Origin of the sequence: Bordetella tumbae (genome assembly GCF_965139195.1) — a bacterium.
Classification (GTDB): domain Bacteria; phylum Pseudomonadota; class Gammaproteobacteria; order Burkholderiales; family Burkholderiaceae_B; genus Bordetella_A; species Bordetella_A tumbae.
The window spans coordinates 85,684-104,945 of sequence record NZ_CBCSJH010000009.1 but is presented as its reverse complement, the minus strand read 5'-3'; the positions used below and the strand labels follow the sequence as shown (position 1 = coordinate 104,945).

Annotated in this window: 16 protein-coding genes; 2 read left to right on the top strand and 14 right to left on the bottom strand. The window is 57.8% G+C overall.

The window, feature by feature from the left end; genetic code table 11:
* Positions 1-29 precede the first annotated feature (29 nt).
* The 11 genes from ACNA0J_RS12690 to urtA all read right to left on the bottom strand — a co-directional run bounded on the left by ACNA0J_RS12690 (position 30) and on the right by urtA (position 11,269).
* Positions 30-1,019: a Bug family tripartite tricarboxylate transporter substrate binding protein gene (locus ACNA0J_RS12690; protein WP_415819214.1), complete on the bottom strand. Its 990-nt coding sequence runs from the start codon at positions 1,017-1,019 to the stop codon at positions 30-32.
* Between the two features lie 88 nt (positions 1,020-1,107).
* The gene (locus ACNA0J_RS12685; protein ID WP_415819213.1) at positions 1,108-2,676 is read right to left on the bottom strand and encodes an AMP-binding protein; all 1,569 of its coding nucleotides are present in this window, start codon (positions 2,674-2,676) and stop codon (positions 1,108-1,110) included.
* Positions 2,677-2,725: 49 nt separating this feature from the next.
* On the bottom strand, positions 2,726-3,508 hold the full coding sequence (locus ACNA0J_RS12680; protein WP_415819212.1) for an enoyl-CoA hydratase/isomerase family protein: 783 nt from the start codon (positions 3,506-3,508) through the stop codon (positions 2,726-2,728).
* A 316-nt stretch (positions 3,509-3,824) separates the two neighbouring features.
* A complete protein-coding gene (locus ACNA0J_RS12675; RefSeq protein ID WP_415819211.1) occupies positions 3,825-4,670 on the bottom strand; it encodes an IclR family transcriptional regulator in 846 nt (281 codons plus the stop codon).
* 155 nt (positions 4,671-4,825) lie between these two features.
* A complete protein-coding gene (locus ACNA0J_RS12670) occupies positions 4,826-5,158 on the bottom strand; it encodes an FmdB family zinc ribbon protein (protein ID WP_415819210.1) in 333 nt (110 codons plus the stop codon).
* Positions 5,159-5,170: 12 nt separating this feature from the next.
* Positions 5,171-6,400 (bottom strand): formamidase, encoded by a 1,230-nt coding sequence (fmdA, locus tag ACNA0J_RS12665; RefSeq protein WP_415819209.1) that lies wholly within the window; start codon positions 6,398-6,400, stop codon positions 5,171-5,173.
* A 63-nt stretch (positions 6,401-6,463) separates the two neighbouring features.
* A complete protein-coding gene (urtE, locus tag ACNA0J_RS12660) occupies positions 6,464-7,156 on the bottom strand; it encodes an urea ABC transporter ATP-binding subunit UrtE (RefSeq protein WP_415819208.1) in 693 nt (230 codons plus the stop codon).
* A gap of 26 nt (positions 7,157-7,182) precedes the next feature.
* On the bottom strand, positions 7,183-7,950 hold the full coding sequence (urtD, locus tag ACNA0J_RS12655; protein WP_415819289.1) for an urea ABC transporter ATP-binding protein UrtD: 768 nt from the start codon (positions 7,948-7,950) through the stop codon (positions 7,183-7,185).
* A gap of 2 nt (positions 7,951-7,952) precedes the next feature.
* A complete protein-coding gene (urtC, locus tag ACNA0J_RS12650; protein ID WP_415819207.1) occupies positions 7,953-9,062 on the bottom strand; it encodes an urea ABC transporter permease subunit UrtC in 1,110 nt (369 codons plus the stop codon).
* 11 nt (positions 9,063-9,073) lie between these two features.
* The gene (urtB, locus tag ACNA0J_RS12645) at positions 9,074-9,991 is read right to left on the bottom strand and encodes an urea ABC transporter permease subunit UrtB (protein ID WP_415819206.1); all 918 of its coding nucleotides are present in this window, start codon (positions 9,989-9,991) and stop codon (positions 9,074-9,076) included.
* Between the two features lie 81 nt (positions 9,992-10,072).
* Positions 10,073-11,269 carry an urea ABC transporter substrate-binding protein gene (gene urtA, locus ACNA0J_RS12640; RefSeq protein ID WP_415819288.1) on the bottom strand — a complete coding sequence of 399 codons (1,197 nt, stop codon included), beginning with the start codon at positions 11,267-11,269 and terminating at the stop codon, positions 10,073-10,075.
* A 315-nt stretch (positions 11,270-11,584) separates the two neighbouring features.
* Here urtA and ACNA0J_RS12635 point away from each other — a divergent pair, with 315 nt between their 5' ends.
* Together ACNA0J_RS12635 and ACNA0J_RS12630 are read left to right on the top strand one after the other, a co-directional pair.
* Positions 11,585-14,983 carry a hybrid sensor histidine kinase/response regulator gene (locus tag ACNA0J_RS12635; protein ID WP_415819205.1) on the top strand — a complete coding sequence of 1,133 codons (3,399 nt, stop codon included), beginning with the start codon at positions 11,585-11,587 and terminating at the stop codon, positions 14,981-14,983.
* A complete protein-coding gene (locus ACNA0J_RS12630; RefSeq protein WP_415819204.1) occupies positions 14,977-15,921 on the top strand; it encodes a response regulator in 945 nt (314 codons plus the stop codon). The genes ACNA0J_RS12635 and ACNA0J_RS12630 overlap by 7 nt, the downstream gene beginning before the upstream one ends.
* 7 nt (positions 15,922-15,928) lie before the next feature.
* Here the strand turns inward: ACNA0J_RS12630 and ACNA0J_RS12625 are convergent, their stop codons facing one another.
* The 3 genes from ACNA0J_RS12625 to ACNA0J_RS12615 all read right to left on the bottom strand — a co-directional run bounded on the left by ACNA0J_RS12625 (position 15,929) and on the right by ACNA0J_RS12615 (position 19,250).
* The gene (locus ACNA0J_RS12625) at positions 15,929-16,579 is read right to left on the bottom strand and encodes a hypothetical protein (protein ID WP_415819203.1); all 651 of its coding nucleotides are present in this window, start codon (positions 16,577-16,579) and stop codon (positions 15,929-15,931) included.
* 42 nt (positions 16,580-16,621) lie between these two features.
* Positions 16,622-17,821 (bottom strand): multidrug effflux MFS transporter, encoded by a 1,200-nt coding sequence (locus ACNA0J_RS12620; protein ID WP_415819202.1) that lies wholly within the window; start codon positions 17,819-17,821, stop codon positions 16,622-16,624.
* A gap of 76 nt (positions 17,822-17,897) precedes the next feature.
* Positions 17,898-19,250: a Fic family protein gene (locus ACNA0J_RS12615; RefSeq protein ID WP_415819201.1), complete on the bottom strand. Its 1,353-nt coding sequence runs from the start codon at positions 19,248-19,250 to the stop codon at positions 17,898-17,900.
* Between the last annotated feature and the right edge of the window lie 12 nt (positions 19,251-19,262).

The window sequence follows — 19,262 nt, the reverse complement described above, 5'->3', positions numbered from 1 at the left end:
TTGAATCAGCTGTGAATTAAATAAAGGCATCACTGAAGCGTGATCTTGGCGTCGTCGATGACCTTGCTCCATTTCGCGACCTCACCGTCGAGCCGCTCGCGAGACTGCGGCACCGTGGTGTACAGCGGCACGATGCCTTGCTGCTGCAGTTTCTCCCGGAACTGCGGCGAGTCGCTCATCGTCTTCATCGCGGCGTTCAGTTTCTGCACGATCGCGTCAGGTGTGCCCTTGGCCACCAGAATGCCGTACACCGATTGCGCCGTAAAACCTGGCAACCCTTGCTCGATCATCGTCGGGAGATCGGGCAATACGGGAATGCGCTTCGCGCTGGCGACGCCCAATGCGGTAATGCGCCCCGAACCCAGATTGGCCAAGGCAGTCGGTGCCGTCGCAAACATGATTTGCGTCTGCCCGGACAACAAATCCACCATCGCAGGCGCTGCACCGCGATACGGGACATGCAGCAGTTGCAAGCCTTCACGCATACGGAACATCTCGGCGACGGCCTGTTCCACCGTGCCTGGGCCAGCCGAGGCATACGCATGCCGACCCGGCTCTGCTTTGAGCTTTGCCACCAATTCGGGGACTGTCTTTACCCCCATGCCTTGATTCACGACCAGCAGAATGGGTAACTCGCCCACCATCGACACCGGCGTGAAGTCTTTCAGCAAATCGAATCCGACCACCGACTTGTCCATCAACTTGCCATTCAAGGCATACGAGGTCGTGGCCGCCATCAACAAGGTATAGCCGTCGGGCTTGGCACGTTTGACGAACTGCGCGCCGATGTTGCCGGCAGCCCCTGCCTTGTTTTCCACGACCACGGACTGGCCTAGCTGCTCGGCCAATGCCGCTCCCACGATACGTCCCACCACATCCACCGCACCGCCCGTCGCATAAGGCACGATCAAACTGATAGGTTGCTGCGGATACTCCGCTCGAGCCGGGCTCGCCACGATCATCAGCGCGCATGTTGCAGTCAGCGCAGTGAGGCACTTGTTCCACTTGGTGCTTTTCATGAAATTTCCCCTTGTCAGCATTCATATCGCCGATGAGGGCACCTGTCTCGATGCACTTCGCCGGCTCATCACGGTTCTGCAACGCGGCTCATTTCGGGACGCGATAACCCGAGCGTTCCAGATCCCATATCCCTTGCACATCACGCGGCAACTCTTTCTTCTGAATACGCTGCGTGGGTGTTTTGGGAAACTCGTCGATAAAAGCGATATAGCGCGGGATTTGGTAGTACGGCAGCCGCGTCTCGCTCCATTGAATCAGCGCCAGAGGATCAAGCGTCTTTTGATCCTTTACCCGCACGAACAGTTTGAGTTCGTCTTCGCCCAGATCACTCGGCACACCGATCAATGCGGTTTCTTCGATGTCGGGGTGCTCGGCAATCACGCGCTCGACTTCCCAAGCCGAGATATTGATCCCGCGCCGGCGCAGCATGTCTTTCTTGCGGCCCGCGTAATACAAGAATCCTTGCTCATCCTGGCGTGCCAAATCCCCCGTGCAGAACCAATCCCCGCGGCGCGAGGATGCCTCGGCTTCGGGGTTGCGGAAATACCCCAGAAACTCCAGCCCCTGGGCCTTGGCACGCACCGTGATTTCGCCGGACTCACCGACAGCGACCGGCTTGCCCTCATCATCTGCCAACACGATGTCGTAGTAATCCAGAGGTTTACCGATCGCGCCCGCCGGCCCTTGCGGATTGACGGTGACAAAGGTGATCAACTCGGACAGGCCATACCCCTCGCGCATCTCGACGTTGAACCGAGTGGCAAAAGCGTCCCATAGCTCTGCCGGGCAGCCGCCGCCCCAGGCAATCTTGACGCCATGATCGCTATCAGAAGGCTTGGGCGGCTGCTTGAGCAACATGGGAATCACTGTGCCCAGGTAATGGATATGCGTGACGTTATAGCGGCGCGCGTCATCCCAGAACCGTGACGCGCTGAATCGCTCCACCATCGCCAGTCGTGTTCCACCCAGCAATGCCGAGATGATGACGGCGACACCTGCACCATGATGCAGGGACTCCCACAACAGAAAGGTATTACCCGGCTGCGCCCCGGTTAAACGCAGAATCGCCATCGGCCCCGCACGCAACGTGCGGTCGGATTTCAAGACGCCTTTGGGCGCCCCCGTCGTGCCGGAGCTGGGCGTGAGCGCCAAGATGTCATCGGCTCGTATCTGCACCGGCAACGGATCGGCAGGCAAGGCCAGGTATTGCTCAAAGGCGTGCGCAGAATCGCCGCCGCCCCGCCAGAGCACATGCTCGACACGATTCAACTCGGGCACAAGCGCATCGGCATAGTCCGCATCCGCGATCAATCCACGCGGCTCCAGATGCTCGAACAAATGTGTCAGCGAAGCGCCTTTCAAATGCACATTGATCGGCACGCGCACGAGCCCCAACGCAGCTAATGCAAATATCGCGACGATATGATCCGGATGACTGGGCAGCATCAGGCCTACGCGGTCGCCCGGCCGCAATCCGCGATCCCACAGCAGCTTGGACAGCTTCAGCACGCGCTCATACAGCATGCCCAGCGTCATTACCTCGTCTTTGAAATAGCAGTAAACCCCGTCCGGATCCTCGCCGGCACGGCGGGCAATGAGTTCGGCAATGGTTTCGTCCGACACCGGCGCGATGTCAACGTGAGTCGAAATAGTCATGAAATCAATGAATCGATCAGAGGAAATAAAACGGGTCGAATCCCGCCAATCACGCAAATGCGCCACGGCGGCGGGCCCGTTCGGCCAAGAACGCCTCCATCATGCGAGCCGGCTCGCCCGACTCGTACGATTCATGATGAATACGCGCTGCAGCCTGGATCGCCTCACGGAATGCCGCTTCGGTGACTTCTTGAAAACGCTTTTTATCCAGTCGCAATGCAATCGGCGGCTTTGCAGCCAGCTCGTTCGCGATCTGGATCGCACGCGCCATGACCTGCTCGCGCGGCACGATGTAATGAATCAGGCCGATGTGATGGCATTCGGCCGCCTCCATCATGCGTCCGGTCAATGTCAGCTCGATCGTGCGCGACATGCCCAACATTTCACGCATGATCCAGGGACCTGTGACACTGGCAATGCCCGAATTGATTTCGGGTTGTCCCATCTTGACCTCGGGATGCGCCACACGGATATCGCCAAGCAATGCGACCTGAAACGCCGAGCCCGCGGCCGTACCGTTGAGCGCGATGATGAGAGGCTTCGGAAAACTGCGCATGGCGTCGTAGAAGATCTCCCACTCGCCAATCCAGCTTTCGGCGCGGGCGCCGTCGAATGTCTGCGCTTCGTTGAGATCCTGTCCAGCGCAGAACGCACGGTCGCCCGCTCCCGTCATGATCAATGCACGCACGCCCTCATCGGCGGCGCAGTCACGCAGAGTCTGGACGATCTCGTCGCGCATCTCGACATGCCAGGCATTCAGGACCTCGGGACGATTCAGAGTCAGAATCGCAATGGAATCGCGTTGTTCGAATTTGATGTGCTTCAGGGACATGAAACGGCTCCGGGTTTCCGGTCGATCTCGCTCGTTTGCTCGATTTCGACCAGCCATCTAAATAATTACATATCAATTAATATGTTTGATATTCAATTTTTAGGCAGCTTAAATGAATTTCGAAACCCGAAATAACTAGGGATAACGCGTATAAAGAAAATCAGCCCGGCAAAATAATTGAATTCCAATTATTTTGCCGGGCTGATTTTCTGCTTTTCAACAAGCGGTCTGAAGCCAAGCTCGGTAGGCCACGCGCGACAGCGTCGACTGCCTGTCACAGGCAATCGACGCTGCGATCAATCACGTATTGAGCGGATCAGAAAGTAGAGAGCTGCTTGGCAGCGTGCTGCACCAGAGGCAGCAATTGCGAGCGTGCGGCTTCCATATCAAAGCGCGCCGCGAGCGTGGACAGATTCAGCGCTGCCACGACTTGTCCGGTCATCCCGTAAACCGGCACTGAAATCGAGACACTGCCCTGCCCCAGATTTTTTTCTGTCATGGAATAGCCATTACGGCGTGCCTTGTCGAAGATAGCCAGAATCTCCTCATCGTCCCGGTCGCCAAAGCGGGCGCGTACCTGTGCAGACATGCGCGCAATCATGTCCAGCAACTGCGCTCTAGGTGCGTGAGCCAGCAATACCTGCCCCGACGAGGCGGGCAGCGCATCGAAACGGCTGCCCACCGGCATATTTACCGAGGTGAGATGCACACTGGGAATATGGCCCAACACGATAATCTCGTCGCCGTCCAGCTCCAGCCAGGACACCGTTTCATGTGTCTCTTCGGCCAACTGCAGCATCACGGGATAGGCATTCTGCAACCGTGCATTCGCGCTCAGCATCCCCCCAACCAGACCAACCAGCTTGGTCGACAGGGTATAGGTCTTGGCCGCCGCATTGCGCTTCAGGTAGCCCAGTTGATGCAGGGTATACACAAAACGCTGCGTGGCGCTGCGCCCCATGCCCGTACGTTCCGTCAGATCCTGCAACGACAGGCCGTTGGATTCCTTGTCGAACGCCTGCAACACGCGCATGGCTTTTTCTACCGACGCGACGAACAGGCGTTCATCGACGCCGTCTTCGCGCACGCCAGGTGTTCGCCGGGACGTGGAAAGATCCAGGTCATCAGGATTCGAAGAAAGCCGGTCAGAAGAATCTGTCATGGGAAATACAAACCGCAGACATCCGCGGCGATGCTCAGGCAAAAAAAGGCGCGGTCAGTGTACCGCGCCCTTGCCCACTCTCGTAACCACCTCTCTGCACATGGCTCGCATCGGCCGCGGTGTAAACCTCCCGCGAGCTATACGACAATGATTGATCAGTGACTGATCATCCAGGGCCTCGCTCCCTGGAATGTCTTGCCGCCATCGGCCGTATGCCGCGTCTTGCCGGGACGAGACCGCGCTGCGCAACATCCGCAGTTCATCCCGTGCCCAGATCGGGTGCTGCGCGGCGAATCCGCACTCTTCTCGTTCATGGCATGCGCGCGGCGTACCGCCTGAGACAGAGTCGACAGCGCTGGCGCGCTGCCTATCATCCGTGCAGCGGACTGCCCGCATTCCGGGCATGCGGCGGGCGCCCGGAATTCGGACAGCGGCTTAAACGCATCAAACGGTCCGCAAGCCTCGCAACAATACTCATAGAGTGGCATGACGGCCTCGACTCAAAGATCGTAAGACACAGGCATATCGACATCTCCCTTGATATGCTTGATCGGCCCATCGGCGCCAGGCTGGATATCAAAATCGAAAATCTCCGTGGGTAGCCACAAGGTAGCGCAGGCATTAGGAATATCGACCACCCCACTGATATGGCCCTGCACCGGCGCCGTTCCCAAAATGGAGTACGCTTGCGCCCCGGAATAACCGAATTTCTTCAGATATTCGATTGCGTTCAGGCATGCCTGCCGATAAGCGATATGCACATCCAGATAATGCTGCTTGCCTTGCTCGTCGACCGAAATGCCCTCAAAAATCAGATAGTCCTTATAGTTGGGCACGATCGGGCTGGGCTTGAAGATCGGATTCTTGATACCGTACTTGGCCATTCCCTGTTTGATCACCGATACCCGCATGTGCACCCAGCCGGCCATTTCAATGGCACCGCAGAACGTGATCTCGCCATCACCCTGCGAAAAATGCAGATCGCCGACCGACAGGCCGCCGCCCTTCACATACACAGGAAAAAAGACCCGCGAACCTCGCGACAGATCCTTGATATCGCAATTGCCGCCGTGCTCGCGCGGTGGCACTGTGCGCGCACCCTCGGCAGCCGCTTTATCGCGCGCCACGCCCGACAACGTGCCCATATGGGCCGTCTGGGAAAACGGGGGATTGGCCAACGGCGGGACACGCGCCGGCTCAGTATCAATCAAGCTTTGCTCTCGTCGATTCCATTCGTCCAACATCGCTTGATCAGGCAGGCAACCGATCAAGCCGGGGTGAATCAGCCCGGCGTAGCGCACGCCAGGAATGTGGCGTGACTTCGTGAACATCCCCTCGAAATCCCAGATCGATTTCTGCGCATGGGGAAAATGATCCGTCAAAAATCCGCCGCCATTCTGCTTGCTGAAGAACCCGTTAAAGCCCCACAAGCTTTCCTGTTTGGCGCCGATATCGAGCAGATCAACCACCAGCAGATCACCAGGCTCCGCCCCCTCGACACCGACTGGCCCAGACAGAAAATGCACGGTGCTCAAATCCACGTCGCGCACATCGTCGGCGCTGTCATCGTTCTTGATGGCGCCGCCCGTCCAATCATAGGTTTCCAGCACAAAATCGTCCCCCGGCTTGACCCACACTGCGATGGGAATATCCGGATGCCAGCGATTGTGAACTTGCTCGTTCTCGTAGGGCGATTGAGCCAAATCGACTTTGATCAAAGTTTCTGCCATGGAGGTCTCCTTAGAAAGACGGAACAGGCGCTGACGCGGCAGCGATCGATATCAGGGAAAAAATCAGATGGACAAATATCTGCTGATGCTTTTCTCATCGACCTCGGCACGCGTGTTTTCCAACACAAAGCGGCCTCGATCGATCACGATCAAACGATCGGCGATCTGCAGCGTGAAACTGAGGACTTGCTCGGAAACGATGATCGCCAGATTTTTCATCGATCGAATTTCCAGCAAACTGCGGGCGATATCCTTGATGATCGACGGCTGGATGCCTTCGGTAGGCTCGTCCAGCATCAGGACCTTCGGCTGCGTCACCAGGGCACGCGCAATCGCCAACTGTTGTTGCTGTCCGCCTGACAGATCACCGCCCCGGCGCCGGCGCATCTCGTGCAGTACCGGAAACAGGGCATAGATCTCGTCGGGGATAGGATCGGCCAATGCACGCCCGCGCAACCCTGTACGAATATTCTCTTCCACGGTCAAGGTCGGGAAAATCATGCGTCCCTGGGGCACATAGGCAATGCCACGGCGCACGCGCCTGAAGCTCTCCATACCCGAGACGCTCTGACCATCAATGGAAATATCCCCGCCCATGGCAGGCAACATGCCTACCAACGTTTTGAACAGAGTCGTCTTGCCCATGCCGTTGCGCCCCATGATGGCCAGGATTTCTCCTTGAGCCACATTCAGATCCACGCCATGCACGACACGGCTCTGACCGTAACCTGCTTGCAGTCCTTTCACTTCAAACATTGCGAACCTCTCTCGTCGCGCCGCACTCAGTGCCCAAGATAGACTTCGATGACACGGGGATCGTTTTGCACATGGTCCATCGATCCTTCTGCCAATACCTGTCCCTGATGCAGCACCGTGACCTTGTCGGCGATATGCCGTGCAAACTCCATATCGTGCTCAATGACAATCATCGAACGGTCCTTTCCGATGCGATTCAATAGTTCTGCTGTTTTTTCCCGTTCCGACACGCTCATCCCGGCAACAGGTTCATCCAGCATCATGAGTTCGGGAGCCTGCATCAGCAGCATGCCGATCTCCAACCACTGCTTTTGCCCATGCGACAGCAATTCCGCGGGTCGATGCAGATGCGTCGAGAGGAATATCTGTTCGGCGACTTCTTCTACGCGCGCTACCACGTCGGCCGTCAACCTGAACGCCAGAGCGCCCAACACCGTACGGCCGCGAGGAAAGGAAACTTCCAGATTCTCGCGCACCGTCAACGTCTCGTAGATCGACGGCGTTTGAAATTTTCGGCCTACGCCTGCTCGCACGATCTGGTGTTCGCTCATCGCGGTCAGCTCAATATCCTTGAATCGAATCGATCCCGAATTGGCTTTCGTGCGCCCGCAGATCAGATCCAGCACGGTCGTCTTGCCAGCACCGTTAGGCCCGATCACCACGCGCGTCTCGCCCTTTTCTACGTATAGATTCAGATCATTGACCGCGACGAAACCATTGAAGGCCACGGTCAACCCCTCTACATATAGAGCGAACTCGTTATTGCCTTCGGGCAGCGCGCCTATCATCGGCATATTCATAGCGCCTCCCGCACCACGCTGCGGCGACGCAGTACCAGCCTGGGTCGCACATAGTCCTTGTAAATGCCGGCGAGGCCGTTCGGAAATGCCATCACCACCGCGATGAACAATCCGCCCATCAAGAACAACCAGACCTCGGGAAAGGTTTCCGAAAAGTAGCTCTTGCCAAAGTTCACGATCAAGGTGCCATACACCGCGCCCAGCAACGACAAGCGTCCTCCTACCGCGGCAAAGATCACCATCTCGATCGAAGGCACGATACCCACAAAAGACGGCGACATGAACCCCACCTGCAACGTGAACATAGCCCCACCAATCGACGAGAAAATCGCTGCCACGACAAAAATGAACACCTTGAAATTCGCCACGTCGTAACCTGAAAACCGTACGCGCTCTTCCTTGTCGCGCATGGCCATCAACAGTTTCCCGAGCTTGGAAGACAGCAGGAATTTTCCAAACAGGATGCAGCCGAACAACAGCACACCATTGACGAAATACAGCAACACACGCGCACTGTCGCTACGGATATCCCAACCTAACAAGGTCTTGAGATCGGTAATGCCATTGACTCCGCCGGTATACCCCTGTTGCCCGATGATCAGCACTGACAGGATCAACGCTACCGCTTGCGTCACGATGGCAAAGTACACCTCTCCCACACGGCGCTTGAACATCGCCGCCCCCAGAACCAGGGCCAGCAAAGCCGGAATCAACGGGATTGCAATCAACGTAAAGGCAAAGCTTTTGAATGGCTCCCAGAACAGCGGCAAGGCCGTCAACTGGTTCCAATCCATGAAATCCGGAATCCCAGGCGTAGACTGGATCGCCGTGGCCTGTGGCGTGGACGCCTCCAGCTTCAGGAACATGGCCATGCAATAGCCCCCCAGCCCAAAGAACACGCCCTGGCCCAGGCTGAGGATGCCGCCATATCCCCAGCACATGACCAGACCGATGGCCACAAAGGCATAAGACAGATACTTGCCCACCAGATTCAAGCGAAAGACATCCAGCGCCAACGGAAACACGACAAAGACAAGCGCGGCCAATATCCCCAGGCCGATCAGGCCTTCGCGCGCGCCCAGCACATTCTTGTAGAAACTCGACATCGCCAGGCTCCTTATTTACGCGTTTTGATGGAGAACAACCCTTGTGGACGCAGCATCAGGATGATGACAATGCCGGTGAGGGTCAGCACCTTGGCCATGGAGCCCGTCATAAAGAACTCTGACACCGACTGCGTTTGAGCAATCAGGAACGCTGAAGCGACCGTCCCCAACAAACTGGCTGCGCCACCAAAGACCACGGTCAAGAACGTCTCGACGATGTACAACGATCCGCTCGTAGGGCCCGTCGCACCTATGGTGGTAAACGCCGCACCCGCGATGCCGGCAATCCCGCATCCCAATGCAAAAGTCACGCGATCGACACGACGAGTGTCTATACCCACCGCCCCGCTCATCGCTCGATTCTGCACGGTAGCGCGCACGTGCAGCCCCCACGTCGAACGAAACAAGGCCAAAATCAGACCAGCCGTCATCAGGAACGTCAGCGCCATGACAAACAGCCCGTTGATGGGGATATCCACTCCCTCCGTGGGCTGCCACGAGCCCATCAGCCATTCCGGCATCTCCGGGCTGACCTCGCGCGGCCCGAAAATCGAGCGCAGCGACTGCTGCATGACCAAGGACAGCCCCCAGGTCGCCAGCAGCGTATCCAATGGACGTCGATACAAATGGCGAATCATGGCCCATTCGACCAGCCACCCCAACGCAAACGCCACCACGAAAGCCGCCACCACCGCGAACAGAAAATAATAGGGCGCAAACGCCGGCGCGTAGGTCTGCACCAGCGTAGCCAACAAATAGGTGGTGTACGCCCCCACGGCGAGGAATTCGCCGTGGGCCATATTGATCACGCCCATTTGCCCGAAAATCAGGGCCAGTCCCAATGCCATCAGCAACAACACGCTGAATACAGACAGGCCATTGAATCCCTGCATCAACAGGATGGCGCCAAACTCGGATAAGGATTCCATACCGCAACCTTCAAAGCGATTTGGGGCAAACCCCGGAGGCAGGCTCGGGGCACTCGGCGTGACAACGCGTCAGTCAACAGCTTATTGATAGCCCTTGGGAAAGGGATCGGGCTTGATCAACTCGGGCGTTTCATAGACCACGTCAAACTGCCCATCGCGCCGGATCTTGCCCACACGGGTCTTGCTCCACAGGTGGTGGTTGGGATCGATCTTGACGTAGCCTTCCGGCGCCTCTTTGTATTCCAGGTCAGGCGAGGCAGCCACGACCTTGTCCACATCGAAACTGCCTGCTTTCTCGACCGCCATTTTCCATAGCCAGGGTCCGAGATACGCCGCCTGCGTCACATCCCCGATCACGGCATTCGCGCCGTATTTGGCCTTGAAGGCCTCGACGAATTTCTTGTTGTTCGGGTTGTCCAGGCTTTGGAAATACTTCATGCACGAGTAAAAGCCCTCGGCGTTCTCGCCACCGATACCCAGCAATTCGTCCTCGGTCACTGAGATGGTCAACAGGGTCTGCTTGGCCGCCGTCACCCCTGCCGCCTTGAGTTGCTTATAGAACGACACGTTGCTGCCGCCGACCACAATGGCATAGATCACATCCGGCTTCTTGAGCTTGATCTTGTTGATCAGCGAGCCAAACTGCGTATGGCCCAGCGGATAGTAGTCTTCGCCGACTACCTGACCCTTGAGCACGTTCTCGATGTGCTTGCGCGCGATTTTGTTGGACGTCCTCGGCCAGATGTAGTCTGAGCCGATCAGGTAGAACGTCTTGGCCTTGGTTTCGCGATTGATCCAATCCAGCCCCGACAGAATCTGCTGCGTTGCCTCTTGCCCGGTATAGAAGACGTTTTTGGATTGCTCCAACCCTTCGTAAAACGTGGGGTAATAGAGCAGGCCGTTTTCTTTCTCAAACACCGGCAGCACCGCTTTGCGCGAGGCCGAAGTCCAGCAGCCGAACACCGTGGCGACCTTGTCGCTGACCAGCAGCTTGCGCGCCTTTTCGGCAAACGTCGGCCAATCGGAGGCGCCGTCTTCCTGGATGACCTTGATCGTGCGTCCGAGCACGCCGCCCATGGCATTGATCTGCTCGATGGCCAGACGCTCGGCCTGGATCGACCCCGTCTCGCTGATAGCCATCGTCCCTGTGGCAGAGTGCAGTTGCCCGACGATGACCTCTGTGTCGGTCACAGCCAGGCCCGTCGTGTTGACCGCCGCCGTCGCCGGTCCGGCGGCCCTGGACAGCACCGGCACGCCCATCAACGGCAGGGCTGCCATCGCCAACGCCATGCGTCGGCGAGCCGGGGAGATCAAATCATCGTTTAACTCAGGTTTGCGAGCCATCAATTGCTCCTAGCGGATGAATGCCACCATTGACCGGCTGCGCCCCAGCAAATGCTGGCGTTTAACCGGGATACGGTGCAATACTAGGCACCAATGCTGCGGCGCAATATACGTTGATTGACGTAGTGGCGATGCGACCGCCTGCAGGTAAAACCGTATCTACGTCATTCGACGCATATCACGTGTCTCACGCGCCCGGGATCCCTGCGTCGCCCACTACATCGGTCGTCCAATCTGGAACAAATTGCCGTGGATCCCAGCGCCTCTCAACGCATCGTCAAGGTTCGACGCGACTACAACACCTGGGTCGCCAACGAAACGCTGGAGGATTACGCCCTGCGGTTCACCCCGCATTCGTTTCGCAAGTGGTCCTTGTTCCGCGTAGCAAATACCGCTGGTGGCGCAGCCTCGTTCCTGGCGCTGGAGGCCATTGGCGGCGCCCTGGCCTTGAACTACGGCTTTATCAATGCCTTCTGGGCGATCGTTGCTGTCTCGCTCATCGTATTTCTGACAGGGTTGCCGATCTCGTACTACGCGGCGCGCCATGGTCTGGACATGGATCTGCTGACACGAGGCGCGGGCTTCGGTTACCTGGGGTCTACCCTGACCTCGCTGGTCTATGCGTCTTTTACGTTCATCTTCTTTGCGTTGGAGGCGGCCATCATGGCGCTGGCCATCGAGCTGGCAACGGGCCTGCCGCTGACGCTGGGCTATCTGCTGTGCGCCCTGGCCATCATTCCCATGGTCACCTATGGGATAACCCTGATCAACCGCCTGCAAAACTGGACGCAACCAATCTGGCTGATCCTGTTGATCGTGCCCTACGCCTTTATCCTGTTCAAAGAACCGCAGGCCTTGGACGGGCTGCTGAGCTTCGCGGGCCACCACCGCGACAACGGCCATTTCGATATTCTGCTGTTTGGCGCAGGCTCTGCCGTTGCCGCATCCTTGGTCACGCAAATCGGCGAACAAATCGATTTTCTACGCTTTCTGCCACAGCAGACACCCGCGAACCGATGGCGTTGGTGGGGCGCCCTGCTCTGTGCCGGCCCGGGTTGGATCGTCCCCGGCGCACTCAAAATGCTGGGCGGCGCCTTTCTTGCCTACCTGGCGTTGGGTCACGGCGTCAGCATGGAAAAAGCCGCCGACCCCACACACATGTACTGGGTCGCCTATCAATATGTGTTTTCCACGCCGGGTCTGGCGTTGATCGCCATGGCGGTCTTTGTCGTCATCTCGCAGGTAAAGATCAACGTGACCAACGCTTATGCGGGCTCGCTGGCCTGGTCCAACTTCTTTGCCCGTCTCACTCACAGCCATCCCGGCCGCGTCGTCTGGCTGGTTTTTAACGTCATGATTGCCATTGGCCTCATGGAGCTGGGTGTCTTTGACGCCTTGGAACATGTGCTCGCGATCTTTGCCCACGTGGCGCTGGCCTGGATCGGATCGCTAGTGGCCGATCTCGTCATCAACAAGCCCCTGGGCCTGAGTCCGGCCAACATCGAGTTCCGGCGCGCGTACCTGTATGACATCAACCCTGTCGGCGTGGGCAGCATGATGATCTCGCTCACGATATCGCTGCTGGCCTTCGGCGGGGCCTTTGGCGCACTGGCTCAGGCACTATCGCCATTCATTGCACTGGCGATCACGTTCGTCGCGGCGCCGCTGATTGCCTGGAGAACCCGCGGACGCTACAACCTGGCTCGCCAGCCCGGCACAACGCCCTCGCTCGAGTCGAAATGCGTCATCTGCGCCAATACCTTTGAACCACCCGACATGGCGCATTGTCCCGCCTACAACGGCGCCATCTGCTCGCTATGCTGTACGCTGGACGCGCGCTGCCATGATCGCTGTAAATCGGAATCGCGCGCTCAAGATCAATTGGGCGCTGCGCTACGGCGCATTTTTCCCGGGCCCATGACGCCACTCTTTCACTCGCGCCTGACGCACTACTTGATCATCCTGGGCGTCATGGCAGGGCTCCTGGCCTCAATCATGGCGCTGCTGTATTTTCAAGAGGCCGTGACCTACACCCGCAATGGCGCTGACATCAGTACGCTGAAGGCGGCTTTCATCAAGCTCTTTGCCGCCCTCATTCTGATCGGCGGAGTCGCAGCCTGGTGGCTGGTACTGACCAACGAAAGCCGCCAGGTCGCCCAAGAGGAATCGGATCGGCAAACGCATCTATTGCTGCGAGAGATCGCAGCTCATGAGCAAACCGATGCACAACTGCAGCGCGCCAAAGAAGCGGCGGAAAGCGCCAATCTGGCCAAGAGCCGCTTTATGAGCGGCATGAGCCATGAGTTGCGTGCGCCGCTGAACAGTATTCTGGGTTACGCGCAAATCATGGCGCGAGATCCCGCTTTACCGGAACAGCGGCGTGAAGCGATCGACGTGATTCACCGCAGCGGCAAGCATCTGATCGGGCTGATCGACGGCCTGCTGGATGTGGCGCGAATTGAAGCCGGCAAACTCAAGCTCGAAAACCATGAACTCCGATTACCTGAGTTCCTGGATCAAGTCGTCATGATGTTCCGGCCACAGGTCACACTCAAAGGACTGCAGTTCACCTATGAACCCTCGGACAACCTGCCGCGCATCGTCCAAGTCGACGAGAAGCGGCTACGGCAGATCCTCATCAATCTGCTGAGCAATGCCGTCAAGTTCACTCAACAGGGGCATGTCAGTTTTCGGGTACGCCATGTCTCTGATATCGCTCAGTTCGAGATCGAAGACAGCGGCGCGGGTATTCCCACTGCGGACCTGGAACGCATCTTTTTGCCGTTCGAACGCAGTTGGGCGGGTGAAGAGCAAGCCGACACAGGCAGCGGCCTGGGCCTGACAATCTGCCGCATGCTGACCGGCATCATGGGCGGCGAACTGACTGTCAGGAGTACGCTCGGGCAAGGCAGTGTCTTTACCCTGAAACTATTCCTGCCTGCCGTGCGGGCGCCGCGCACCGGCATCCTGCCACAGGGTCAGATAGTGGGCTATGAAGGCGCACCCAAACGGGTACTCACCGTCGACGACCAAGCCTCACAGCGGCTCGTCGTCAGAGAGATGTTGGAACCGCTGGGATTTATCGTGCATGAGGCCACCAACGGCGTCAGCGCATTGGAGCTCGTCGAGGCACTGTCGCCCGACCTGATCTTGATGGACATCTCGATGCCGGATATGCAAGGCTGGGACGTTTGCCGCGCTTTACGCACACGCGGCATCCATGTGCCGATCATCATCCTCTCGGCCAAGGCGTATGCACGCCCCGGCCCCAACGACACGCAAAACGCGCACGACGACTTTCTGACGAAACCCGTCATCATGGACGAGCTGCTGGATAAAATCGGGCAGCACCTGGGACTCTGCTGGCGAGAGCTCGACAGATCGCCCACACGGACTCCGGATGTAGATGAATTGCACCGCATCGCACTCGAGCGTCATCACACCGAGGCCCTGCTCGAGCTCGGTGCCATGGGTTATGTCAAAGGAATCCTCGCACGGCTGGAGGCAGTGCGCAGCACCCAACCTGAAGCCGCCATCCTCATCGACCACCTGATGGACCTGGCGCACAATTTCCAACTCGGCGAATACCAAAGCACGCTCAAGCATCATGTGCAGCATCACGCCACCCTCACGCAGAAATCATGCTGAATATCATGTCTACCGAACTCAAGGACAAGCATCTGGTGCTGCTGGTGGATGACACGCCGGACAACCTGAAGATGCTGTCCAACGCACTGGACGATGCGGGCTATGATGTACTGGTTGCCACCGATGGCCATGCCGCCTTGGCGCGCCTCGATTACGTCACGCCGGACATTGTGCTGCTCGATGCCATGATGCCTGGCATTGATGGCTTCGAAACCTGCCGCCGAATGAAAGCCGATCACCGCGCCGCACACATACCCATTGTCTTCATGACAGGGCTGACGGAAACCCAGCATGTGGTGCGCGGCTTTCAAGCGGGCGGCATCGACTATGTCACCAAGCCGCTGGACACCGATGTGGTGTTGGCTCGTCTGAATGCTCACTTGCGTAGTCATCGGCTGATGAACGTCGCGCTCGACGCCATCGACGCCGTCCACACCGCGGTGATCGCATTGAACGAGGCCGGCCACGCGATCTGGAAAACGGCGCGCGCACGCCAATGGCTACATACTTATTTTGGCTTTGATACCCAGGCAGCAGGTCTGCCGCACGCCCTGCAACATTGGATTAGCGAAGCCTTGAGGCACACCGAGATCGATCGAATCGCCCCCTATACCCAGCCGGGGGTCGATCGTCAGTTGGTCATGCATCTGGCCAGACGTCCGCACAGTACGCCGGGTGAGCTCACCCTGCTGATCGAAGAACAGCCGCTACCCATCGACCCACGCCATCGTCTCACCGAACAATATCGCCTGACCGCTCGCGAAACCGATGTCTTGCTGTGGCTGGCCAAGGGCAAGACCAATCGAGACATCGGAGAAATACTCGGCATGGCGCCGCGCACGGTAAACAAACACCTGGAGCACATCTTCGTAAAACTCGGCGTCGAAACACGTGCAGCGGCTACGGCATTGACACTAAAGCACGTGCATCACGCATAGTGCGGAGTCAGAGCCGCGTCGACGCCACTGCCGACGTCCACACCCAGCGTTTGCCACGCAACTCGAAATCGTAGGTCATCGTATCTGAGGGGGCTTGTCTGAACTGGCCGAACCATACCCGCACATGGCTGGGCGACAGCACTTCCCAACGAGATACGGCAGACAACGGACTATCTGCCGACAAGCCCAGCATGGAAACAAAGGCCTCGCTACGCGGGCTTTTCCCGATGCCGCTATCCGACCAGTCGATAGGCCATTCACCTAGCTCCAGCATCCCGGAGTACATCGCCAGCCCGGTCTGGAACGGATCGGCCACGTCGTCGCCAAACCGCGCTACGGCCAACTTGCCCATGCCATCATCAGAACGCGCGCAGAGCACGCGCTGAAACAGCGCAAGCAACGCATCCTCCTGGTCCACCCGCAGTTGCCCGCGCATTGTCTCCATCAGAGACTGTTTGCCATCGAGGCAGTGACGCGTTTCCAGAAACACACCCCTATCCGTACGGTCGATGTCAGTCTGATTTTTCTGACCCGTCATCATCGCAGCGATATCCTGCCGCACAGCGTCCTCAGCAGAGGTCGCGGCCAGCGACGCAGACATGATCAAACCACTCGCGGCCAGGCATCCCGATAACCGCACAAACGAAGCAATACTCATGATCGATACTAAAAAATTAATCAAAAACCTTCAGCCGCGGCATCAAGCCCGAGCCAATTTCTTGCGCCGGGCGATCTGCTGGCTAGCCACCCAGCATCCTATCGACAACGCCGCACTCGCGGCCATCCCCAGCGCCAGCAACAACGCACTATGAAACAGCAACGGCGCCACGACCCCGGACACCGTCGCAAAAATCGTCATTTGCGCAGAGCTCTGCAATGACGAGGCCAGCCCCCGCATCTGCGGAAAAATCCCCAGCACCATGACCGTCATGCCCGGCAACGCCAGCGACATCCCCAACGCATAGATAAAAATCGGGATCACCGCCCACGGCACGGTGGCTTGCCAGATCAGGTTATAGAGGACGTTGACCACGGTACCCGATGCCATAATGATCAGGCCCACGCGGATGAACGTCGACGCACCGACTCGCCCAGCGAGCTTGGAATTGATCATCGAGCCGATCACCATACCGGAGATGAACGGAATGAACAGCCAGGCGAACGCCGTTTCCGGCAGCAGGAGAATTTCCATGATGAAGCTGGCTGCCGACGAGATATAAAGCGCAAACCCCGAGAACGCAAAACCCACCGCGAGGATCGCGAACAGGAACTGGGGGTTACGCAATGCCAGCGCATAATTGCGCAGAATCGTTCCCAGCTTCAGCGGTTGACGTGCCTCTGGCGTCAGGCTCTCGGGCAGTTGGCGCCAGCACACGGCAATCAGCACCACCGTGAACACCGTCAGCAACACAAAGGTTGATCGCCATCCCGCGTGGCTATTCAAATAGCCCCCGATAACAGGCGCAATCGCTGGCGCCAGGCTGAAGACCATCGTGATATTGGCAAATAGCCGTTGTGCCTCGGGTCCTTGGAAGCGGTCACGCACCAGCGCCTGCCCAACCACCCGGCCGGCCCCGGCGGAGCAGCCCTGCACCATGCGAAAAAACAATAGCCAGCCAAACGACGGTGCCAGCGCGGAGCCCACGGACCCAATGCCAAACATCACCAGAGAGACAATGATGATGGGACGCCGCCCAAAGCTATCGGACAACGTGCCCCAGAACAGACTCATGACAGCAAAACCGGCGAGATACAGGCTCAAAGTCTGCTGCACCATGGATTGGCTCGCGCCGAACTCATTGCCGATACTTAAAAACGACGGCAGATAGGCGTCAGTCGCAAACGGGCCCAGCATGGCCAGACAGGCCAGGATCACCGTCAGGGTACGGATAGAGGTCATTAATCAACAATCTTAGGCAGGTAAAGAACCCGCCAAGGATAGCCGACAAAAGTGGAATAATGATGGAGATTGCCCATTATTGCGGACGGCCAGCCTCGATCCATTGCCGCGTCTGCGTCATCGTCAATCGATAGCGCGCGCAGTTATAGAGGTCCAATGCCTGTAACTCCCGCAAGAGTATGGGTTGAAACTGCAGAATGTCTGGCGCAGGCAAGCCAAGCAAAGCCACCGCGGCCTCGACGTTCATCCTGTCGCGCACCACTGCGCCGACCGACTCCGTCAAGGCGTCCCGGAACCGTAACCTCACGGGGTCTGGAATGCCCATCGCATCGAGTAAGATCGCATACTTCTTGACCGACCGTCGATACGCGGATTCAAACAAATCCACGGCGAGCGCTACATTGCAGCGCTCGTACACCCCCATCATCGCATAGGCATAATCTGGTGTTTCCACGGACAAAAACGATAAGGGAGCGCAGTTATAGAGCATCAGCGGTATGTTGGCTGACAACCGGCTGGTACGCTTATTTCCGTCCTCAAAGGGTTGCAGATAAGCCAGATTCACCCAGAGAAAAAATGCCGCCTCGATTGGGTTTTTGATCAACTTTGCCTTATCTACGACGAGCCCAAGTATCTCTTGCAATAAAGAAGGAACCTGCAATGGAACGTAAGTGGTCCCACTGATATTGACGACCTTTTGGCGTACGTTGCCCAGATGACTGGCATCGACCAATAGGTCTTGCATCAACATGGCGTGCAGGTTACGAATCAAGGCCTGGGTCAAGCCATATTCGGGCACCGCATCGACCAGAAACTCGATAGCGATCTTGTGATTGAGCAGCATCACCGCATCCAGATCATTTCCGGCCGATCCGTTTTTAAACAGTTCCTCGGTGTCCAGTCGTGAATAACGATTGCCCTCCAGGCGTGACGACGACCAAGACAAATCGATGAGCAATGCCCCCAGGACCTTGCGCGCATAAGTGCCCGCGGGTTGTTGCCCTTTCATGCGCCCTTCGTCATAAAGCGATTGCGCTAAAACGGGAGGCAGCAGGGAACTCTGGTTCGGCACGTAATTGTCAACGAACGCGCGCTGATATCCCGCCACGTCACGTGCACCAAGAGGCTGACGCAATTCCAGCAACAATGCCTGCCCGGCGCCGGACCACGCCATCGGGTCCATTGGCACATAGGATTGGATCGGCTCGGCAATCGTACTCACTGCAGACGACGCAGTGACGCGATAGCGTGTGGCACGCCCTTGGCCCTCGCGAACAATCTCCCCGGTCTGCAAGAGGGCATCCAGATAACGCTTCACGGTGGACACGCTCACCGCAATGCGATGGGCTATCTCATTCGAACTGAGTCCCCGCACGTCAGGCTGCGGCTGCGCGTGCATCACCTGCAAAATCTGCTCTCGGGTAGCCATGATCAGTCCAAA

Bases quoted from the DNA above. Each gene is read 5' to 3' on its own strand.
- ACNA0J_RS12690 (WP_415819214.1), bottom strand. From the start codon at position 1,019: ATGAAAAGCACCAAGTGGAACAAGTGCCTCACTGCGCTGACTGCAACA.
- ACNA0J_RS12685 (WP_415819213.1), bottom strand. From the start codon at position 2,676: ATGACTATTTCGACTCACGTTGACATCGCGCCGGTGTCGGACGAAACC.
- ACNA0J_RS12680 (WP_415819212.1), bottom strand. From the start codon at position 3,508: ATGTCCCTGAAGCACATCAAATTCGAACAACGCGATTCCATTGCGATT.
- ACNA0J_RS12675 (WP_415819211.1), bottom strand. From the start codon at position 4,670: ATGACAGATTCTTCTGACCGGCTTTCTTCGAATCCTGATGACCTGGAT.
- ACNA0J_RS12670 (WP_415819210.1), bottom strand. From the start codon at position 5,158: ATGCCACTCTATGAGTATTGTTGCGAGGCTTGCGGACCGTTTGATGCG.
- fmdA (WP_415819209.1), bottom strand. From the start codon at position 6,400: ATGGCAGAAACTTTGATCAAAGTCGATTTGGCTCAATCGCCCTACGAG.
- urtE (WP_415819208.1), bottom strand. From the start codon at position 7,156: ATGTTTGAAGTGAAAGGACTGCAAGCAGGTTACGGTCAGAGCCGTGTC.
- urtD (WP_415819289.1), bottom strand. From the start codon at position 7,950: ATGCCGATGATAGGCGCGCTGCCCGAAGGCAATAACGAGTTCGCTCTA.
- urtC (WP_415819207.1), bottom strand. From the start codon at position 9,062: ATGTCGAGTTTCTACAAGAATGTGCTGGGCGCGCGCGAAGGCCTGATC.
- urtB (WP_415819206.1), bottom strand. From the start codon at position 9,991: ATGGAATCCTTATCCGAGTTTGGCGCCATCCTGTTGATGCAGGGATTC.
- urtA (WP_415819288.1), bottom strand. From the start codon at position 11,269: ATGGCAGCCCTGCCGTTGATGGGCGTGCCGGTGCTGTCCAGGGCCGCC.
- ACNA0J_RS12630 (WP_415819204.1), top strand. From the start codon at position 14,977: ATGCTGAATATCATGTCTACCGAACTCAAGGACAAGCATCTGGTGCTG.
- ACNA0J_RS12625 (WP_415819203.1), bottom strand. From the start codon at position 16,579: ATGAGTATTGCTTCGTTTGTGCGGTTATCGGGATGCCTGGCCGCGAGT.
- ACNA0J_RS12620 (WP_415819202.1), bottom strand. From the start codon at position 17,821: ATGACCTCTATCCGTACCCTGACGGTGATCCTGGCCTGTCTGGCCATG.
- ACNA0J_RS12615 (WP_415819201.1), bottom strand. From the start codon at position 19,250: ATGGCTACCCGAGAGCAGATTTTGCAGGTGATGCACGCGCAGCCGCAG.